This is a genomic window from Pseudomonas sp. NY15463 (genome assembly GCF_048068415.1).
GTDB classification, from domain to species: domain Bacteria; phylum Pseudomonadota; class Gammaproteobacteria; order Pseudomonadales; family Pseudomonadaceae; genus Aquipseudomonas; species Aquipseudomonas mosselii_C.
In genome coordinates this window covers 680,047-697,051 of sequence record NZ_JBLUQD010000001.1, presented here as the reverse complement: position 1 = coordinate 697,051, position 17,005 = coordinate 680,047, and the positions used below count along the sequence as shown (strand labels likewise).

14 protein-coding genes are annotated in these 17,005 nt (G+C 65.1%); 9 read left to right on the top strand and 5 right to left on the bottom strand.

What is annotated here, in order from left to right:
- The first annotated feature begins 51 nt into the window (after positions 1-51).
- From ACNFIC_RS03410 to ACNFIC_RS03400, 3 genes are all read left to right on the top strand, one after another.
- Positions 52-1,704 (top strand): acyl-CoA dehydrogenase family protein, encoded by a 1,653-nt coding sequence (locus ACNFIC_RS03410; protein WP_416779927.1) that lies wholly within the window; start codon positions 52-54, stop codon positions 1,702-1,704.
- A gap of 129 nt (positions 1,705-1,833) precedes the next feature.
- Positions 1,834-3,297: an AMP nucleosidase gene (gene amn / locus ACNFIC_RS03405; RefSeq protein ID WP_138221416.1), complete on the top strand. Its 1,464-nt coding sequence runs from the start codon at positions 1,834-1,836 to the stop codon at positions 3,295-3,297.
- A gap of 6 nt (positions 3,298-3,303) precedes the next feature.
- Positions 3,304-3,933, top strand: a complete 630-nt coding sequence (locus ACNFIC_RS03400; RefSeq protein WP_416779925.1) for a pseudouridine synthase — start codon at positions 3,304-3,306, stop codon at positions 3,931-3,933.
- Between the two features lie 363 nt (positions 3,934-4,296).
- Here ACNFIC_RS03400 and ACNFIC_RS03395 read toward each other — a convergent pair whose 3' ends face one another.
- A complete protein-coding gene (locus ACNFIC_RS03395; protein WP_138217841.1) occupies positions 4,297-5,208 on the bottom strand; it encodes a LysR substrate-binding domain-containing protein in 912 nt (303 codons plus the stop codon).
- A 95-nt stretch (positions 5,209-5,303) separates the two neighbouring features.
- Positions 5,304-6,632 (bottom strand): MFS transporter, encoded by a 1,329-nt coding sequence (locus ACNFIC_RS03390; protein WP_416779923.1) that lies wholly within the window; start codon positions 6,630-6,632, stop codon positions 5,304-5,306.
- Between the two features lie 154 nt (positions 6,633-6,786).
- On the opposite strand from ACNFIC_RS03390, the gene ACNFIC_RS03385 reads away from it, so the two are divergent.
- Both ACNFIC_RS03385 and ACNFIC_RS03380 read left to right on the top strand, forming a co-directional pair.
- Positions 6,787-7,884 carry a sugar diacid recognition domain-containing protein gene (locus ACNFIC_RS03385; RefSeq protein ID WP_138217839.1) on the top strand — a complete coding sequence of 366 codons (1,098 nt, stop codon included), beginning with the start codon at positions 6,787-6,789 and terminating at the stop codon, positions 7,882-7,884.
- A gap of 118 nt (positions 7,885-8,002) precedes the next feature.
- Positions 8,003-9,142: a glycerate kinase gene (locus ACNFIC_RS03380; RefSeq protein ID WP_416779921.1), complete on the top strand. Its 1,140-nt coding sequence runs from the start codon at positions 8,003-8,005 to the stop codon at positions 9,140-9,142.
- A gap of 19 nt (positions 9,143-9,161) precedes the next feature.
- Here ACNFIC_RS03380 and ACNFIC_RS03375 read toward each other — a convergent pair whose 3' ends face one another.
- The gene (locus tag ACNFIC_RS03375; protein WP_416779919.1) at positions 9,162-10,049 is read right to left on the bottom strand and encodes a phosphate/phosphite/phosphonate ABC transporter substrate-binding protein; all 888 of its coding nucleotides are present in this window, start codon (positions 10,047-10,049) and stop codon (positions 9,162-9,164) included.
- The gene (locus ACNFIC_RS03370) at positions 10,037-12,364 is read right to left on the bottom strand and encodes a putative bifunctional diguanylate cyclase/phosphodiesterase (protein WP_416779917.1); all 2,328 of its coding nucleotides are present in this window, start codon (positions 12,362-12,364) and stop codon (positions 10,037-10,039) included. The genes ACNFIC_RS03375 and ACNFIC_RS03370 overlap by 13 nt, the downstream gene beginning before the upstream one ends.
- Before the next feature lie 243 nt (positions 12,365-12,607).
- Between ACNFIC_RS03370 and ACNFIC_RS03365 the strand changes: the two genes are divergently transcribed.
- Positions 12,608-13,186 carry a nucleotidyltransferase family protein gene (locus ACNFIC_RS03365; RefSeq protein WP_416779915.1) on the top strand — a complete coding sequence of 193 codons (579 nt, stop codon included), beginning with the start codon at positions 12,608-12,610 and terminating at the stop codon, positions 13,184-13,186.
- Positions 13,187-13,200: 14 nt separating this feature from the next.
- Here ACNFIC_RS03365 and ACNFIC_RS03360 read toward each other — a convergent pair whose 3' ends face one another.
- Complete coding sequence (locus tag ACNFIC_RS03360) at positions 13,201-14,127, bottom strand: 2-hydroxyacid dehydrogenase (protein WP_416779913.1); 927 nt, start codon at positions 14,125-14,127, stop codon at positions 13,201-13,203.
- A gap of 186 nt (positions 14,128-14,313) precedes the next feature.
- On the opposite strand from ACNFIC_RS03360, the gene ACNFIC_RS03355 reads away from it, so the two are divergent.
- Genes ACNFIC_RS03355 through ACNFIC_RS03345 form a run of 3 tightly spaced genes read left to right on the top strand, consistent with a single transcriptional unit; the run spans position 14,314 to position 17,003 of the window.
- Entirely contained in the window at positions 14,314-15,018 is a 705-nt protein-coding gene (locus ACNFIC_RS03355; RefSeq protein ID WP_416779912.1) for an HAD-IA family hydrolase, read from the top strand.
- A gap of 56 nt (positions 15,019-15,074) precedes the next feature.
- Positions 15,075-16,358 carry an NAD(P)/FAD-dependent oxidoreductase gene (locus ACNFIC_RS03350; RefSeq protein WP_416779910.1) on the top strand — a complete coding sequence of 428 codons (1,284 nt, stop codon included), beginning with the start codon at positions 15,075-15,077 and terminating at the stop codon, positions 16,356-16,358.
- Between the two features lie 12 nt (positions 16,359-16,370).
- The gene (locus tag ACNFIC_RS03345) at positions 16,371-17,003 is read left to right on the top strand and encodes a cupin domain-containing protein (RefSeq protein ID WP_416779908.1); all 633 of its coding nucleotides are present in this window, start codon (positions 16,371-16,373) and stop codon (positions 17,001-17,003) included.
- Positions 17,004-17,005 lie beyond the last annotated feature (2 nt).

Here is a 17,005-nt window from a genome sequence, read left to right as displayed (position 1 = left end):
CTGCGGTGCTTCACTGGGGGGTCGCACAGGCGCGGATCCAGGAGGCTCCCGATGAACCTGCACCAGTTCGCTGAAACCCATGAAGTCAGCAACCAACCGCCTTCGCTCGACGGCGCCAACTTGTACCGCCTCGACCTGCCGCTACAAACCTGGGCGCGGCGCTGTGGGGCCGGTTGGGCCGAATCGCGGATCGATGCCTACGGTGCGCTGGCGGGCGGCCCACTGATGGCGGCCGGGTTTCTCGCCAACGCCAACAAACCGGTGTTTCATAGTCACGACCGCTACGGTCACCGCATCGATCTGGTGGAGTTCCACCCGGCCTACCACGAACTGATGCGCACGGCCGTCGAGCATGGCCTACCGTCGCTGCCTTGGGCCGAGCCCCGGGCCGGCGCCCACGTTGCCCGCGCCGCGATGACCTACTTGCACAGCCAGGCCGAAGCCGGCAGTGGCTGCCCCTTGACCATGACCTTCGCCGCCGTGCCGGCGCTGCGCCTGCAACCGCAGCTGGCTGGCTACTGGCTGCCCAAGGTGCTCAGCCGCGAGTACGACCCGCGCAATGTCGGCGACCGGCACAAGGCTGGTGTGACCCTGGGCATGGCCATGACCGAGAAGCAAGGCGGGACCGACGTGCGCGCCAATACCACACGGGCCTACCCGGTCGGCGCGGCCGGTCCGGGCCAGCCGTATGAACTGGTCGGCCACAAGTGGTTCTGCTCGGCGCCCATGTGCGATGCCTTCCTCACCCTGGCCCAGACCGACAAAGGCTTGAGCTGCTTCCTGCTGCCGCGTCATCGCCCGGACGATACGCGCAACCAGTTCTATATCCAGCGCCTGAAGAACAAGCTCGGCAATTGCTCCAATGCCTCCAGCGAAGTGGAGTTTCGTGGCGCGCTGGCGTGGATGTTGGGCGAGGAGGGCCGGGGCGTACCGACGATCATCGAAATGGTCGCCATGACCCGTTTCGACTGCATGGTCGGCTCCAGTGCGCTGATGCGCCAGGCCCTGACCCAGGCCGCACACCACTGCGCGCACCGCAAGGTCGGCGGTCGCGTGCTGGCCGAGCAGCCTCTGATGCAGAACGTGCTCGCCGATTTGGCGCTGGAAAGCGAGGCCGCGCTGGCCCTGAGCCTGCGCATGGGCCAGGCGCTGGATCAGCCGGACGACCCGCAGCAGGCGCATTTCGCCCGCCTGATGACGGCGGTGGGCAAGTATTGGATCTGCAAGCGCGCGCCCGGGATGATCAACGAGGCGGCCGAGTGCCTGGGCGGCGCCGGTTACGTCGAAGACAGCATCCTGCCACGGCTGTACCGCGAGGCGCCGGTCAACTCGACCTGGGAGGGCTCGGGCAACGTGCAGTGCCTGGACGTGTTGCGGGCGCTGTCGAAGGAACCGGGGGTACTCGATGCGCTGTTCGCCGAGCTGGGCGATGGGCATGGCGATACGCGCCTGGCCACGTTCATTGGCAACCTCAAGGGCGCCTTCGCCGACACCGGCCAGATGCAGTACCGCGCGCGGCAACTGACCGAGGACATCGCCCTGGCGGTGCAGGCCAAGCTGCTGCTCGAAGCCGGCGATGCGACGGTCAGCGATGCCTTCATCGGCAGTCGCCTGACTGCTGCTGGGCGGGTGTATGGCACGCTGCCGCGTGGCGTGGATGCCGAGGCACTGGTGGTGCGGGCTACCCCGGTGTGGGCGGGTTGATGGTGCCGGGTCGCGCTGCATGGCGCGCAGGGCACGTTCTTGGCCCCGTGGCCGCTTGCCGGGGGTGTATTTGCCGCGCAACGCAGGCAAGATGCCAGGCAAGCATGTGCAAAAGACAGGAAGCCCAGCGTGAGCCAAGTGTTTGAAGTCGTTGCCACCCCTGAACAGGCCGTCGACCGTCTGGCGGCCCTGCATGAACAAGCCACCGGGGCGCTCAGCCAGGCCCTGAAGCGTTACCTCAAAGATCGCACCGAGCCTGATGAGCAAGCACGTACGCTGTTTCGTTATCCCGCCCTGCGCCTGACTTACCACAGCCTCGGCGAGGTTGCCGCGACTACCCGTGCGTACGCCAAGGTTCAGGTCGATGGCACCTACAGTGTCACCGTCACGCAACCGGCCGCGTTCCGCAGCTACCTGCTGGAACAGTTGCGTCCGCTGATGCACGACTACACCGTAACGGTGGAAGTGGGTGTCAGCGAGCAGAGCATCCCGTACCCCTACGTGGTCGAGCAGGGCGACGAGCTGGCGGGCAGCGGCATCACCGCCGCGCAGTTGGCGCGGGTGTTCCCCAGCACCGACCTGTCGGCAGCCACCGACGATATTGCCGATGGCCTGTACGACTGGGAGCGCGCCGAAACCCTGCCGCTGGCACTGTTCGACGCGGCCCGTGTGGATTTCTCGCTGCGTCGCCTGGTGCACTACACCGGCAGCGACTGGCGGCATGTGCAGCCGTGGATCCTGCTCACCAACTACCACCGCTACGTTGACCAGTTCATCGCCCATGGCCTTGAACAACTGCGCGAGGATCCGCGTTTCGTGCGCATGGTCCTGCCGGGCAACGTGGTCATCGAAAAGGGCATGGACAACGGCGAAGCCCAGGCCTTGGTAGCTGGGGTGGTCTGGCATCGCTTCCAGATGCCGGCCTACCACCTGATCGCCGGTGACGGCGATGGCGTGACGCTGGTCAACATCGGGGTCGGCCCGTCCAATGCCAAGAACATCACCGATCACCTGGCCGTGTTGCGTCCGCACTGCTGGCTGATGATCGGCCATTGTGGCGGCCTGCGTCAGTCGCAGACCATTGGTGATTATGTACTGGCCCACGCCTACATGCGCCGCGACGGCATTCTTGATCGCGTGGTGCCGCCGAACATTCCGATCCCGGCCCTGGCCGAGGTACAGCTGGCTTTGCAGGAAGCGGCTGCGCAAGTCACCGGCGAGCGTGGTGAGGAGCTGAAGAAGCGCCTGCGGACCGGCACCGTGCTGACCTACGATGATCGCAACTGGGAGCTGCGCTGGGCCCAGGAGCGTCCGCTGATCAACCTGTCGCGCGCGGTGGCAGTGGACATGGAAAGCGGCACCATCGCCGCCCAGGGCTACCGTCTGCGTGTGCCGTATGGCACCTTGCTGTGCGTTTCGGACAAGCCGTTGCACAGCGAGATCAAGCTGCCGGGCTCGGCCAATGCGTTCTACAACCGCGCGGTCAGCCAGCACCTGAAGATCGGCATTGCCGCCCTGGATTTGCTGCGTACCGAGCTCAACTCGCTGCACTCGCGTAAACTGCGCAGCTTCGATGAGCCGCCGTTCCGCTGAGGATCCATGCCCCTGCCTCCCCGCCACACCCCGCGCCGCCCGGCGGCGCGTCCTGCCGGCCCACGGCGCCAGCCCAAGGCGCCGCCGGCCGAGCCGCGCTTGATCCTGTTCAACAAACCGTTCGATGTGCTCACGCAGTTCAGCGATGGCGAAGGCCGCGCCACGCTCAAGGACTTCATCGACATACCCGGCATCTACCCGGCCGGGCGCCTGGACCGCGACAGCGAAGGTCTGCTGCTGCTGACCAACGACGGGCGCTTGCAGGCGCGCATCGCCGACCCCAAGCACAAGCTGGCCAAGACCTATTGGGTGCAGGTGGAAGGTGCACCGAACGCCGAGCAGTTGCAGCGCCTGCGTGAGGGCGTCGAGCTGAACGATGGCCCGACCCTGCCGGCCGAGGCACGCTTGCTGGAGGAGCCTGAACTGTGGCCACGCAATCCGCCCGTACGCTTTCGCAAGAGCGTGCCGACCGCATGGCTGGAACTGGTGATTCGCGAAGGGCGCAATCGCCAGGTGCGGCGCATGACGGCGGCGGTGGGCCTGCCGACCTTGCGCCTGGTGCGGGTGAGGATTGGCGACTGGACGATCGAAGGGCTGGAGCAGGGCTGCTGGCGCGAGGTGCAAGCCAAGCTCTGAGGTTGTCAGCGGCACCTGTGTAGGAGCGGCCTCGTGCCGCGAACACCGGCTTAGCCGGTGCCATCCACCGCGCCGCATGGCACCGGCTAAGCCGGTGTTCGCGGCACGAGGCCGCTCTCATAGAACTACACATAACTTTTTGATTTAGCAGGGACCTGTGGGAGCGGGCTTGCCCGCGAACACCGGCGAAGCCGGTGCCATACACCGAGTCGCCTGCTTCGCGGGCAAGTCGGGGCGCCGAACCGCCGCTCCCACAGGGTACGCGGCGCGCTTGCGAAATCAGTTCTCTGCACGACAGCGCAGCCCGGCAGGGCTGGGTGAACTCCTACAGGGATCGCGATTGAGCAAGACAGTTACGCCCAATCAAACCTCCCGGCTGTACATCCGGCATTCGGCCAACAACGCCAACAGGTTCGGCTCGCGCTCCCGCGCCTTGAGAAACACCACCCCGATATGCTGCTGCAACCGATACCGGGGCTGTAGCGCGATCAACCTCACGCGGTTTTCATACACCGCCGCGATGCGACCCGGCAGCAACGCAAACCCGACCCCCGAACTGACCATGCTGAGCAACGTGAAGATATCGTTGACCTGCATCGCCACCTTTGGCTCGAAGCCTGCCTGCTGGAACACCCGCGCGCCGTCGCGGTGGGTGGCAAAACCTTGGGTGAGGGTGATGAAGGTGGAGTCGGCCAGGTCTGCAAGGTCGACCTCGTCCTGGTCGGCGAACGGCGAGTCGGTGGGCACGGCAAGGAAAATATCGTCCGAGAACAGCGGCAAATGCTCACATGCCGGGTCGCTGACGCTTTCGTCCAGCGAGACCAGGATCGCGTCGAGTTCGTGATTTTTCAGGCGCTGCAGCAGGTCGATGTTCGAGCCCAACGTCAAGTCGATGTTCAGTTCGCTGCGGCGCAGCTTCAGGCCCATCACCAATTTGGGCACGGTCTTGACCGTCAGCGAATACAACGCGCCCAGTCGAAAACGCTCGGCATAGAAGCCTGCGGCTTCGCGGGTCTGGCGCACCATCTGTTCGGCATCCTGGATCAGCTGGCGGGCCTTTTTCTCCAGCACGTAGGCGCTTTCCAGTGGAATCAGTTGGCGGCCTTCGTGCTTGAACAACGGGCAGCGCAACGCGCTTTCCAGCGAATGGACCGCGCGGTGCACGCTGACCGCGCTGGTGGACAGCGCGGCGGCGGCGCGGCCGAGGTTGCCGGTGCGCATGAAGGCGAGGAAGGTTTCGAGTTTCTTCAGGGTGAGTTCTTCGTCGATCAGCATGCGCGCGGTCCGTGGCGGGGGCCAGGAGAGTGTGCCAGATCCGAAGCCATCGTGGGCAAGCCCGCTCCCATCGCGTGGGAGCGGGCAGGGGGGTATCAGCGCGCGCCGGCGAGGGCGGTGTTGCCTGCGCGCGAGACGCGCAGGGCCACCAGGCTGCCGATCACGATCAGCGCCGCCAGGGTGTAAAGCGCAGCGTCGGTGGAGCCGGTCTGGTCCTTGATGAAGCCGACCAGGTAGGGGCTCAGGAAACCGGCCATCTGGCCTACCGAGTTGATGATCGCCAAACCCGCCACGGCGGCACTGGCGCTAAGCAGCGCGGTGGGCATCGGCCAGAACATCGGCAAGCCGGTGAGGGCGCCCATGGTGGCGATGGACAGGCCAAGGATCGCGACGGCTGGCTGGGCGGCGAAGTTCACCGCGATCAGCAGGCCCAGTGCGCCCATCAGCATCGGCACCACCAGATGCCAACGGCGCTCGTTGCGCAGGTCTGCCGAACGGCCCACCAGGATCATGAACACCCCTGCCAGCAGGTACGGGATGGCGCTCAGCCAGCCGATCAGCAGCGGGTTGTCGAAGCCCATGTTCTTGATGATCGACGGCAGCCAGAAGTTGATGGCGTACACGCCGCTCTGGATGCAGAAGTAGACGAAACCGAAGGTCCAGATCAGCGGGTTGGTCAACACCGACAGCACGCTATCGCCGCTAGTGGACGGCTTGCTGGCAGCATCGGTGGCCAGGTCGGTTTCGATCATCTGGCGCTCGGCCGGGCTTAGCCATGCGGCCTTGTGGTGACCGTCGCTCAACAGCAGCACGGCCAATCCCCCCAGGGCCACGGTCGGCAGGCCTTGGATGAGGAACATCCACTGCCAACCGGCAAGGCCGCCTTGGCCTGCGCCGAAGTGCTCCAGGATCCAGCCCGAGAACGGCCCGCCGAGCAGGCCGGAAACCGGGATCGCCGACATGAACAACGCCATGATCCGGCCACGCCGGGCCGCCGGGAACCAGCGCGAGAGGTATAGCACGACGCCCGGGAAGAAGCCGGCTTCGGCGGCGCCAGTGAGCAAGCGTAGGGTGTAGAACTCGGTGGGGGTGGTGACGAACAGCAGGCAGGTCGACAGGCTACCCCAGGCGATCATCATCACCGCGATCCAGCGCCGTGGGCCGAAGCGATTGAGCGCCAGGTTGCTGGGCAGGCCGCACAGCACATAGCCGATGAAGAAGATGCCGGCGCCGAGGCCGTAGACGGTTTCGCTGAACTTCAGCGCGTCGAGCATCTGCAACTTGGCAAAGCCAACGTTGACGCGGTCCAGGTAGTTGAACAGGTAGCAGATGAAAATGAACGGAATCAGCCGTAGGGTGATGCGCCGGTACAGCGCGTTGCGGGTGACGTCGTTGCCTTGGTCAAGGGCGGGGCTGTGTGCCATGATCGGGGTCTCTTTTGTTATGGTTATCGCCGCGTCGCCTGTAGCCGGCGCTCGCCCGATGAGTCTCGGGCAGTGTAGCGCGGCTGTCTTTGTGCTTTTGCACAGCGTTGGCCGCAGCCTGCTGTGCTGGCGACCAAACCTCAAGGATCTGTGCATGTTCGAACTGGACCACGAGCTGGCCCAGGACATCGTCGATCGGGCGATGGCCATTTTGCCGTGCAACGTCAATGTGATGGACAGCCAGGGGCTGATCCTGGGCAGCGGCGAGCCTGAGCGTATCAACACCCGCCATGAAGGCGCCCAGTTGGTGCTGGCCAACGGGCGTATCGTCGAGCTGGACAACGACGCGGCCAAGTGCCTCAAGGGCGTGCAGCCGGGGGTCAACCTGCCGCTGATGCTCGATGGCCGGCTGATCGGCGTGCTAGGCCTGACGGGGGATCCGCGGCAGCTGCGTACCTATGGCGAGCTGGTGCGCATGACCGCAGAGATGCTCCTGGCCCAGCGCCATTTGCAGGTGGAGCAGCAATGGCGCCGTCAGCGCTGCGACGACTTGCTGGCCTTGCTGCTCGGTGGCACAGGCGATTCGCCCAGGCTGGTGGATGAAGCGCAGCAGCTTGGCCTTAAACCCAACCTGCCACGGGTGCCTTGTCTGCTCGAACTCCAATCCGGTCCCCCGGCTGAAAGCCTGGCGGCGTGGCTGCTGAGCCGATTTCCAGACAGCTGGTGTGTCAGCCCCGCGCGTCAATCGCTGCTATGGTGCCGCCCGGCGTCCACGGCGTTGGACGAGGCTCGCCTGCTCGAGCGCTTGCAGCGCCATGGCTGGGACGTCGAACGGCTGGCCTCGGGGAGCCCGGCGCAAAGCCTTGAGCAGTTACGCCGCGGTTACCGACGGGTGCGCGACCTGCTCGCCTACGGGCGCGAAGTGCTGCCGCAGGAGCGCCTGCTCAGCCTTGCCCGTTACCGCCTGCCGGCACTGCTGTGGCGCCACCGCAACGACGATGCGCTGGATGAGTTGCTTGAGCCACTGCTGCGTATTCGTGCCAAGGACAACAGCGGCCAGTTGCTCAATACGCTGCGCGCCTGGTGCGCGCATGACGGGCAGAGCCAGGCGTGTGCCGATGCGCTGGGGATTCATCGCAATAGCCTGCGCTATCGGCTGGAGCGGATCGCCGAGGTAGGGGAGGTGGATCCGTTGCGCATGGAAGGCATGCTGAGTTTGTACTTGGGGCTGCAGTTATTGCCGGCAGGGTAAGCGCGCTCACCCGGACAGGCATCTGCCCAAACAACCGGCGCGCGGCTTTGTGCATCCGACCGACGCCACCCTGTCACGCAACTGTCAGCATGCGCGGTACAAGACAGGAGAATTCCCCATGAAAATCGTGATCGCCCCCGACTCGTTCAAGGACAGCCTCGATGCTGCCGGTGTCGCCTGTGCCATCGCTTGCGGCCTTGCCGAGGTGTGGCCGCAGGCCGAGTTGGTCCAGGTGCCGATGGCTGACGGTGGCGAAGGCACGCTGGAGGCAATCGTTGCCGCAAGCCACGGCGAGCAACGTCGCCAGAGCGTGCGCGGACCGCTCGGCGGTAACGTCCAGGCCAGCTGGGGCTGGCTGCCCGAGAGCCAGACGGCAGTGATCGAAATGGCCCAGGCCAGCGGCATCCAACTGGTGCCGGGGCACCAGCGTGATGCTTGCCGCTCCAGTACCTGGGGGACTGGCGAACTGATCGCTTCGGCGTTGGACGCCGGTGCCCGGCGTATCGTCCTGGCTATCGGTGGCAGTGCGACCAACGACGGTGGTAGCGGCATGCTGCGGGCCCTTGGCCTGCGTTTGCTGGATGCCGACGGCCAGCCGCTGGCCGAGGGTGGCCTGGCGCTGGCGCAACTGGCGCGCCTCGATGCCAGCGACCTTGATCCGCGCCTGGCCCAGGTGCAGGTCGAGGTCGCTGCGGATGTCGACAACCCGCTGTGTGGGCCCAGTGGGGCTTCGGCGATCTTCGGTCCGCAGAAAGGCGCCAACCCCGAGCAGGTGCAGTGGCTTGACCAGGCCCTGGGGCATTTCGCAGACCATTGCGCGCGGCTACTGGGCAGCGATAGGCGCGATGAGCCCGGTAGCGGTGCGGCGGGCGGCATGGGCTTTGCTGCCAAGGCGTTCATGGGGGCGCGGTTCCGCCCTGGTGTGGAGGTGGTTGCAGAGCTGGCTGAGCTGGATGCGCGGGTCCAGGGTGCCGACCTTGTGATCACCGGGGAAGGGCGCTTCGATGCCCAGACCCTGCGCGGCAAGACGCCATTAGGCGTGGCACGGGTGGCCAAACGGCATGGCGTGCCGGTGGTGGTACTGGCTGGAACCTTGGGGGCCGGTTACGAGCAGCTGTATGCACACGGCATCGACGCCGCGTTTGCCCTGGCCAGTGGGCCGATGAGCCTGGAGCAGGCGTGTGCCGATGCCCAGGGGCTGCTCAAGGCGCGGGCGGCGGATGTGGCCAGGTTATGGCAGGCCGCCAGCGCCCGCTGATCGGGGCTAGCGGCCTTGTTCAAGGATGTGGCTGGCCAGGCCGCAGCGATGTTTCCATCATCTTTTCCAGACCGGCATATTCCTTGTGCGCCACGGGGACCAGCCCGGTGGCGTCCTGGGAGGCGACGAACTCGGCCAGTGCCTCGGGATCTGCCAGCATGGCCTTGCGCAGCTTGTGCTTGAGCGCCGGGCACAGGCCTGCGCTGAACACGTAAGGGTCGTAATAGATCGGCGCGGAACGCCATAGTACCTGCAAGCGCCTGGGGTCGAGGGTGTGCGCCTTCAAATACGCATCGGCGCGCTCGCTGGCGACGAAGGCCGCGTCCACCCGGCCTTCGAGCAACGCGTCCAATGCCTTGTCGTGGTTACCTGCATACACCAGCGAATTGAAGTACCCCTGCAACGGGGTGCCGACCTTGCTGGCGAACTCCACGCTGGGCACCAGGCTGCCGGAGGTGCTGGCCGGGTCGCTCAATGCCACCCGCGCACCGCGCAGGCTATCGAGATCGGACGGCCCGTCTGCGCGGGTCAATAGCAAGGCTTGGTAGTGGTTACCTGCCGGGGTATAGGTGCCAGCGCTGAGGGTGAAGGTGGCGAACGGCTCGATACGCCGGTCGCGCTGGTGGGCGATGATGTACGACGCCGGGCCCAGACGGGCGAGGTCGGCCCCACCGGAAACGATAGCATCCACCACGCTTTCGTAGGACGCGCTGATCACCAGTTCCACCGGCACGCCAGCGGCTTCGCTCAGGCGCTTAAGCAGCGGTTGATGCTCGTCGGTCATGGCCTGCACGTCCTTGATCGGGATCACCGCCAGGCGCAGGCTGTGGGGTGTGCAGTTGGCCTGAGCGGCCATCGCCAGCAGTTGCGTCAGCGCCACGCTGGCGAAGGTTTTCAATACACGCATGCCTTTTCCTCGGCACCGCTGAACGGAGGGTAATCGTGCAACTGGGCCAAGGACAGGGGGCGGCTGAAGTGGTAGCCCTGGGCGATGTCGCAGCCAGCGAGCTTCAGGCACACCACTTGCTCGCGGGTTTCGACCCCCTCGGCGACCACTTCCAGGCCCAGGCGCTTGGCCAGGATGATGGTTGATGACACGATCGGGCTGTCGTCGTAGCTGTTGGACAATGGAGCGATCAGCGCCCGGTCGATCTTGAGCTTGGACAGCGGCAGCGCCTGCAGGTGGGCAAAACCTGCATAGCCACGGCCGAAATCGTCGAGGCTGATGCCAATACCTGCCGCGCGCAGACGATGAAGGTGCTCCACGGCTGTGCCCTCTGGGTCGAGCACGGTGGTTTCGGTGATTTCCAGCTCCAGGCGCTGCGCGGCGAAGCCGTAGGCGTCGAGTTCTGCCAGCAGGCGATCGCTGAAGTCGGCTTGACGCAACTGCAAGGCCGAAACGTTCACTGCCAGGCGCGTATCGCGCCACTGTTCGCCGCCTAGGGCCAGTGCCTCGCAGGCCAGGCGCAGCACTTCCCAGCCCAGATCGACGATAAAGCCGCTGCGCTCGGCCATTTCAATGAAACGGTCCGGGTAGAGCAGGCCGAATTCGGGGTGTTGCCAGCGCACCAGGGCTTCGTAGCCGAGCACTTGCAAGGTATCCAGGCGAATCTGCGGTTGAAAATGCAAAACGAACTGGCGCTCGGCCAGGGCGTTGCCAAAAGTCTGTTCGAGGGTGAAGGCCTGAATGTCGGACAGGTTCAGCGACGGGTCGAAGAATCGGTACTGGGCGCGCCCGGCCTGTTTGGCGGAGTACATGGCGGCATCCGCGCAGCGGATCAAGGTGTCGATGTCCTGGCCGTCACGTGGGCAGATGCTGACCCCGACACTGGGGCTGGTGTTGACCTCCTGGCCATCCAGCGCATAGGTGGCCGAAAGCTTGTTGACCAACGCCCGGACCCAGGCATCGATCTGCTCCTCGCCACGTTCGCCGGCCAGCAGCACGACGAATTCATCCCCGCCAAAGCGTGAGGCCTCATCGCCAGGCTCCAGCATATGCTGGATACGCCCGGCCACCGCCTGTAGCAGCAAGTCACCGATCTTGTGGCCCAGGGAGTCGTTGATCGACTTGAACCGGTCCATGTCGATGAACAGGATCGCCATCAGCCGACGTTTTCCGCGCTGTTGGGTCAGCGCCTTTGCCGCCACTTCGACGAACTGGCGGCGGTTGTGCAGCCCGCTCAGGTGATCGGTGGCGGCGGCATGGCTGCTGCGCCGGTGTTCCTCCTCCAGGCGGCCGATCAGTTGCTGGTTGACCTGTTGGGTGCGCTCCAGTTCGCCAAAAGCCTCCTGGCGCTTGCGCAGCAGGCGCATGCACCACGCCAGGCTGGCCAGGATCAGCAAGGTCATGACCAGGTTCAGCCAAAACTGGCGGTGGGTGCTGAGTGTCGAGGGGGCGAGGATTTCGTCGTTGCGCTGGCTGACCACCACGCTGAAGCCGCGCTCGGGCACACGTCGGTAGAGGCTTTGATAAGGCCCTTGGAGGCTGTACTGGGTGAGCGCGCCAGATGTCTCGCCGCTGTCAGGCAGATCCGGCGCGAGGGCCTCACCGGCCACCACCACGCCGCTGGTGTCGATGCGCAAGCGCTCCTGACCATCGTCCTGAAGCAGGCGCATCATGCCTGTTCGGCCCAAGTCGATGTGCTGGAACAGCAAGGCCAGGTAACCGATGTCCAGTTGAACTACCAGAATGGTGTCGATTTCCCGACCTGGCAGGTCGGTCAGCGGCAGCAGGAACGGCAAGCGCCAATTGGGTTGTACCGAGGCACGCGAGGCGGGCATGCCACGCGGCATGAAGGCCTTGAACCCATAGCGCGCGACATGCCGCTCAAGCTGCTCGCGCCAGGCCGCTGGAAGCTGTTCGGGCCCATCGGCGTGGCTGGAGGAGAGCAGCCGGCCGTGACGGTCGTACAGGCTCATGCGTTTGAACACTGGGTCTTCGGCAAGAATGCGTGCCAAGCTCAGGTTGCCTTGGCGCAGGCGCCTCATGTCGTCCTGGGTGACACGCCCTACGGCTTGGGCACGGTCTACCAGTTGACGCAGGTTTTCCGCGACCATGCTCGCCAGATTGAGGTGTTCGGCGGCTTTTGCCGACAGCGCGTCCTGACGCGTGGCAGCTTTCTGGCTGATGTGCAGGCCCCACAGGAAGGTGAGGGTGAGAGCACACAGCATCAATAGCAGCAGCGGCAACAGCCCTGCGCGCGAGCGTGAACGGCGGATCACTGCGTTATCCCCGACCTTGGGTGAAGGCTGAAAAATACGACAGAAACATGACAGCAGAATGACTAGTGGCATATTGCCTTTATCTGGCATCGCCCAGGGTGGCTGCCAGCGCAACATCGCTGTGCTAGTGTCGCCGCATACCCCCAAGATCGATGACCTGGCCATGCTTGAAAGCGTAAGAACCGATATTTTTCAGCGCGCTGCGATGGGTTCGCGGGTTGCCGTGCACAAGTGCCAGGCGCGATGACCGTCGTCGCGCTGGTATTGGCGGCGGGGCAGGGTTCGCGCTTTGGCAGCGACAAGCGCAGGGCGTGTCTGGCCGATGGCCGCAGCTTGTTGCAGCACAGCGTCGCGCGGGCGCTGGCAGTGTTCGATGAGGTACGCGTGGTGTTGCGCCCTGGCGAAACGGCAGCGCAACTGGGCTTGCCCGATAGCTGCCGGGTGGTCATAGGCACGCAGGCCATGCTGGGCATGGGGCACAGCCTGGCGGCAGGCGTCGCCTCGTTGGCCGACAGCCCTGCGCAGGCCGTGGCTATCGTGCTCGGCGACATGCCTTGGATACAACAAAACACCTTGCGCGAACTGTTGGCGCTTGCCAACCCCGGCGCGATTGTCGTAGCCCGGCACCAGGGGCGCAATGGCCATCCGGTGCTGTTCGGCCGCGAGTTGTGGCCGGCGTTGGCTCGGCTCGCGGGTGATGAAGGTGCTCGCTCGGTCCTGCAACGCTATCCAGAGCGGGTGAGGGTACTTCAGACCGAGGATGCCGGGGTGTTGCAAGACGTCGATACGCCCGGTGCCCTAGACTCAGTCACCAGCGCTTGAGTTCGTTGTACACGTCAGTACCCGCGTTCGCGCGATACCCGTCCTTGCATCGGCTCGCCGCGCTGATGCCGCCGTAGGTTATCCAGCAACACCTGAAAAGCCGAGGCCGGGTGAGTCACCGCGCCGATATGCGGCGTCACCCATACCTTGGGGTGATGTAGCAAGGGGTGGTCGGGTGCTGGCGGTTCGCAGCTCAGCACATCGACGATGGCGCGTCGCAGCTGGCCGCTGTCCAGCGCGGCCAGCAAGTCGGCTTCACGCAGGTGACCGCCGCGCCCTAGGTTGACCACGCTGGCCCCTCGCGGCAGTGCGTCGAACAGGCGTGCGTCGAGGATACCGGCTGTGTGCGCGGTCAGCGGCAACAGGCAGATCAGGATATCGCAACCGGCCAAAAAGCCCGGCAGGCCTGCGTCACCGGCATAGCATTGGACACCCTCGATCTGCTTGGCCGAACGCGACCAGCCGCGCAGCGCGAAACCGAACCCGTGCAACTGGCGCAACACTGCCTGGCCAAGATTACCCAGCCCCATGACGCCTACCCGCCGTTGCGCCGCCGGCACATTCTGCTGCACCTGCCAAAGCCCCTGGCGCTGCTGGTCCAGGTACAGAGGCAGGTCGCGGTGCAAGGCCAGCACCGCGAGGGTGGCGTACTCGACGATACCCTGGACGATACCGGGGTCGAGCATCCTGACGATCTGCACGCTCGGTGGCAGCGCGTTGCTGTCGAACTGATCGACGCCGGCAGACGTGGCAAACAGCACTTGCAGGTTGCTGAAGTGCCCGGCGATATCCTCGGGAGGCTGCCAGGTGGCCAGGTAACGGATCTGCGAGGGATCACCGATTTCAGGCCACAAGCGCACCTCGATATCGGGGGCGTGCTCGGCGAACAGCGCTTTCCAGGCGCGACCTCGATCCGGGTCGACTTTGAACAGCAGGGTCATGGTGCCTCGCTTGCGGGGATGGCGGTCAGAAGGCACCAGCTTGCCAGAGCGCGACGCAACATTCGCCTGGCCGTCGCGACAAATACGGCAGGTTGTGCCTGCCAGGTGCGGTCAAAACGGAACATTGGCGCAGGCCGGGACGCGGATACTTTCCCCACACCGTCACCCACACCAGCGGAGCGCACCATGTCCTTCAAGCCATTCAAAGCCTTGACCTTCGATGTCGTCGGTACCCTGATCGATTTCGAGGCTGGCATCCTCAATCATGTTCGTGGCGTGGTCGCCGAGGCCGCCAGGCCTTACAGCGACGACGACATTCTCAAGGCCTACCGTGAAGCCCGCGCCGAGTCCGATGCCGGTTGGTGGCCGGATGACCTGGAGCGCTGCTACCACCGTATCGCAGCCAAGCTGAACCTGCCCGACAGCGTCGAATACGCCCGAGGCCTGGCATTGTCGGTGGAAAACTTCCCGGCCTTCCCGGATTCGGTGCAAGCCTTGCAGCGCCTGCGCAAGCACTTCAAGCTGGTGGCCACCACCAATTCGCGGATCTGGGCCCTCAACCACATGGCCCGCACCCTGGGCGAGCCGTTCGATGTAAGGGTCAGCGTGGACGATGTGCGCTTCGAGAAACCCGACCCGCAATTCTTCGCCTACACCCGCGGCGTGCTGGCCACCCAGGGCATCGTATTCGAACAGATCCTGCACGTTGCCCAGAGCCAGTATCACGATATCGGCGTTGCCAAACGCCTGGGTTACCAAGTGTGCTGGATCGAGCGTCGTCACGCCCAGAAAGGCACCGGCGGCACGCTGGAGTCCGAGCGTACCGAGCCGCATTACCACTTCACGTCGTTGGCGCAGTTGGCCGATGCGGTGGAAAAAGAGCTGGGCTGAACTGAGACGGGGCCGTCTTGCGGCCCCAATGCCACGACTTTACGGACCTTTGCCCCATGAATATCCCCTCTCTTTGGGCCGCCACCGCCGAGCCCGCCGTAGCGCTGACGCCCCTGCACGGCGAGCGGCAGTGCGATGTGGTGATCATCGGTGGCGGCTACACCGGCTTGTCGGCCGCCCGCCATATTGCCGACAGTGGCCGCGAACCGTTGGTGCTGGAGGCCGGTTGCCTGGCCTCAGGTGCCAGCGGGCGCAATGGCGGCGTGGTATCGCCAAAGTTTCGCGTCAGCTTCCAGAGCGTCATGCAGCGCTTCGACCGCGACACCGCGCTGCACCTGTATCGTACCGGCTATGCGGCGGTCGACAGCGTGATCGAGACGGTCGACAGCCTGGGGTTGAGCGAGGCCGGCCTGATCCTAAATGGTCATCTGGCGGCTGCGCACAACGACAAGGCCCTGGAGGGTCTGAAGGGCACTGCTGCGTGGATCGAGCGCGAAACCGGCAAGCGCAGTTCGGTGATGCTCAATGCCGATGAAGTGGCGCAGATGACCGGCTCCCGGCGTTTCAGCGGCGGCATGCTGACGCCCAAGGCGGGCGGCCTGCATCCGCTCAATTACGCTCGCGGCATGGCCCGCCACCTGGATGCCCGTGGCGTCAAGGTGTGCGTCGAAAGCCCCGCTTTACGTGTGGCCTGCGACAGTGGCGGGGTGGTGGTGGACACTGCGCAGGGGCGAGTACGAGCACGGCAACTGGTCTACGCCACCAACGCCTATTCCGATCTCACCCCCGTCACCGGCCCGCTGCACCGGCGCATCGTGCCGTTTTGCAGCGCGATCATCGCCACCGAACCGTTGGCGCCTGCACTGCTGGCGAGCTTGCTGCCCGGCGGGCAGGTGTGTGGCGACACCAAGCGCATGCTGCGCTGGTTCCGGGTGATTGGCGACCGGCTGATCTTCGGCGGCCGTGGCGCGTTCGGCAAGGATGGCAGCGATGCTGCCTACCAGGCCTTGCAAGACAATATGGTCGAGATTTTCCCACAGTTGCGCGGCCAGCCCATTGCCTATCGCTGGTCGGGGTTGGTAGGCATGACATTGGATGGGTTGCCGCATGCCGGCCAGTTGCACGCGCGTTGTTTCTACGCTATCGGCTACAACGGCGGCGGGGTGGCGATGTCCACCTACATGGGCGCGCGCCTGGCGGAACTGACCGCAGGCCAGACTCCCGACCTGCGCCTGCTTGCCGGCGAGCGGCTTAATCCCATACCACTGCATGCCTTCCGTGCGCCGGGCGTGCGCCTGGCAGCAGGCTGGCAACAGTTTCTCGATGCCATCGGCCGTTGACCAGGAGGTTTCATGGCGCAGATTCTGCATTACACCCCGTCCTTGGCGGGTGAGGTTCATCAACCAGGACGCGGTTATCGGGTCGGACGCTACGCAGGTGACGGCGCGCCTGGGTTGGACGGCGTAGTACTGGGGATCGTCGAAGCAGGCGAGCTACGGCTGAGCGGCCAGGGTTTCGACCTGCACGTGCAGGCCGGCGACTGCTTCGTGGTCCCCCAAGGCGTGGCCGTGGATTGGCAGGCCGGCGAGGGGTTGCGCTATGTGTACATGGCGTTCGAGCGGCTTTCAGGTGAGCCTAGCCACGCTCATCCGCTCAAGCTCGAGCTGTGGGGCGAGTTGCAGCCTTGCAGCCCGCCGCCTGCCGAGGTGTTGCTGAGCGCGACGCCCAATGCCTGGAGCCAGGCGGGCTTCGAGCAGGGGCCGTTACGTATCGGGGTTTGGGCCTGTGAGCCCTACGCGCGGCGGCAGGTGGAGCCAGGCTATAGCGAGCTGATGCTTATCATCGAGGGGCAACTCACGCTGATCGAGGCGAATGGTGCCGAGCATAGGGTGTGCGCTGGCGAAACGCTGGTGGTGCCGGCAGGCGCGACCAATGCGTGGACCAGCCAGACGCTGGTACGCAAGGTCTATTGCATCCTAGGTTGAAC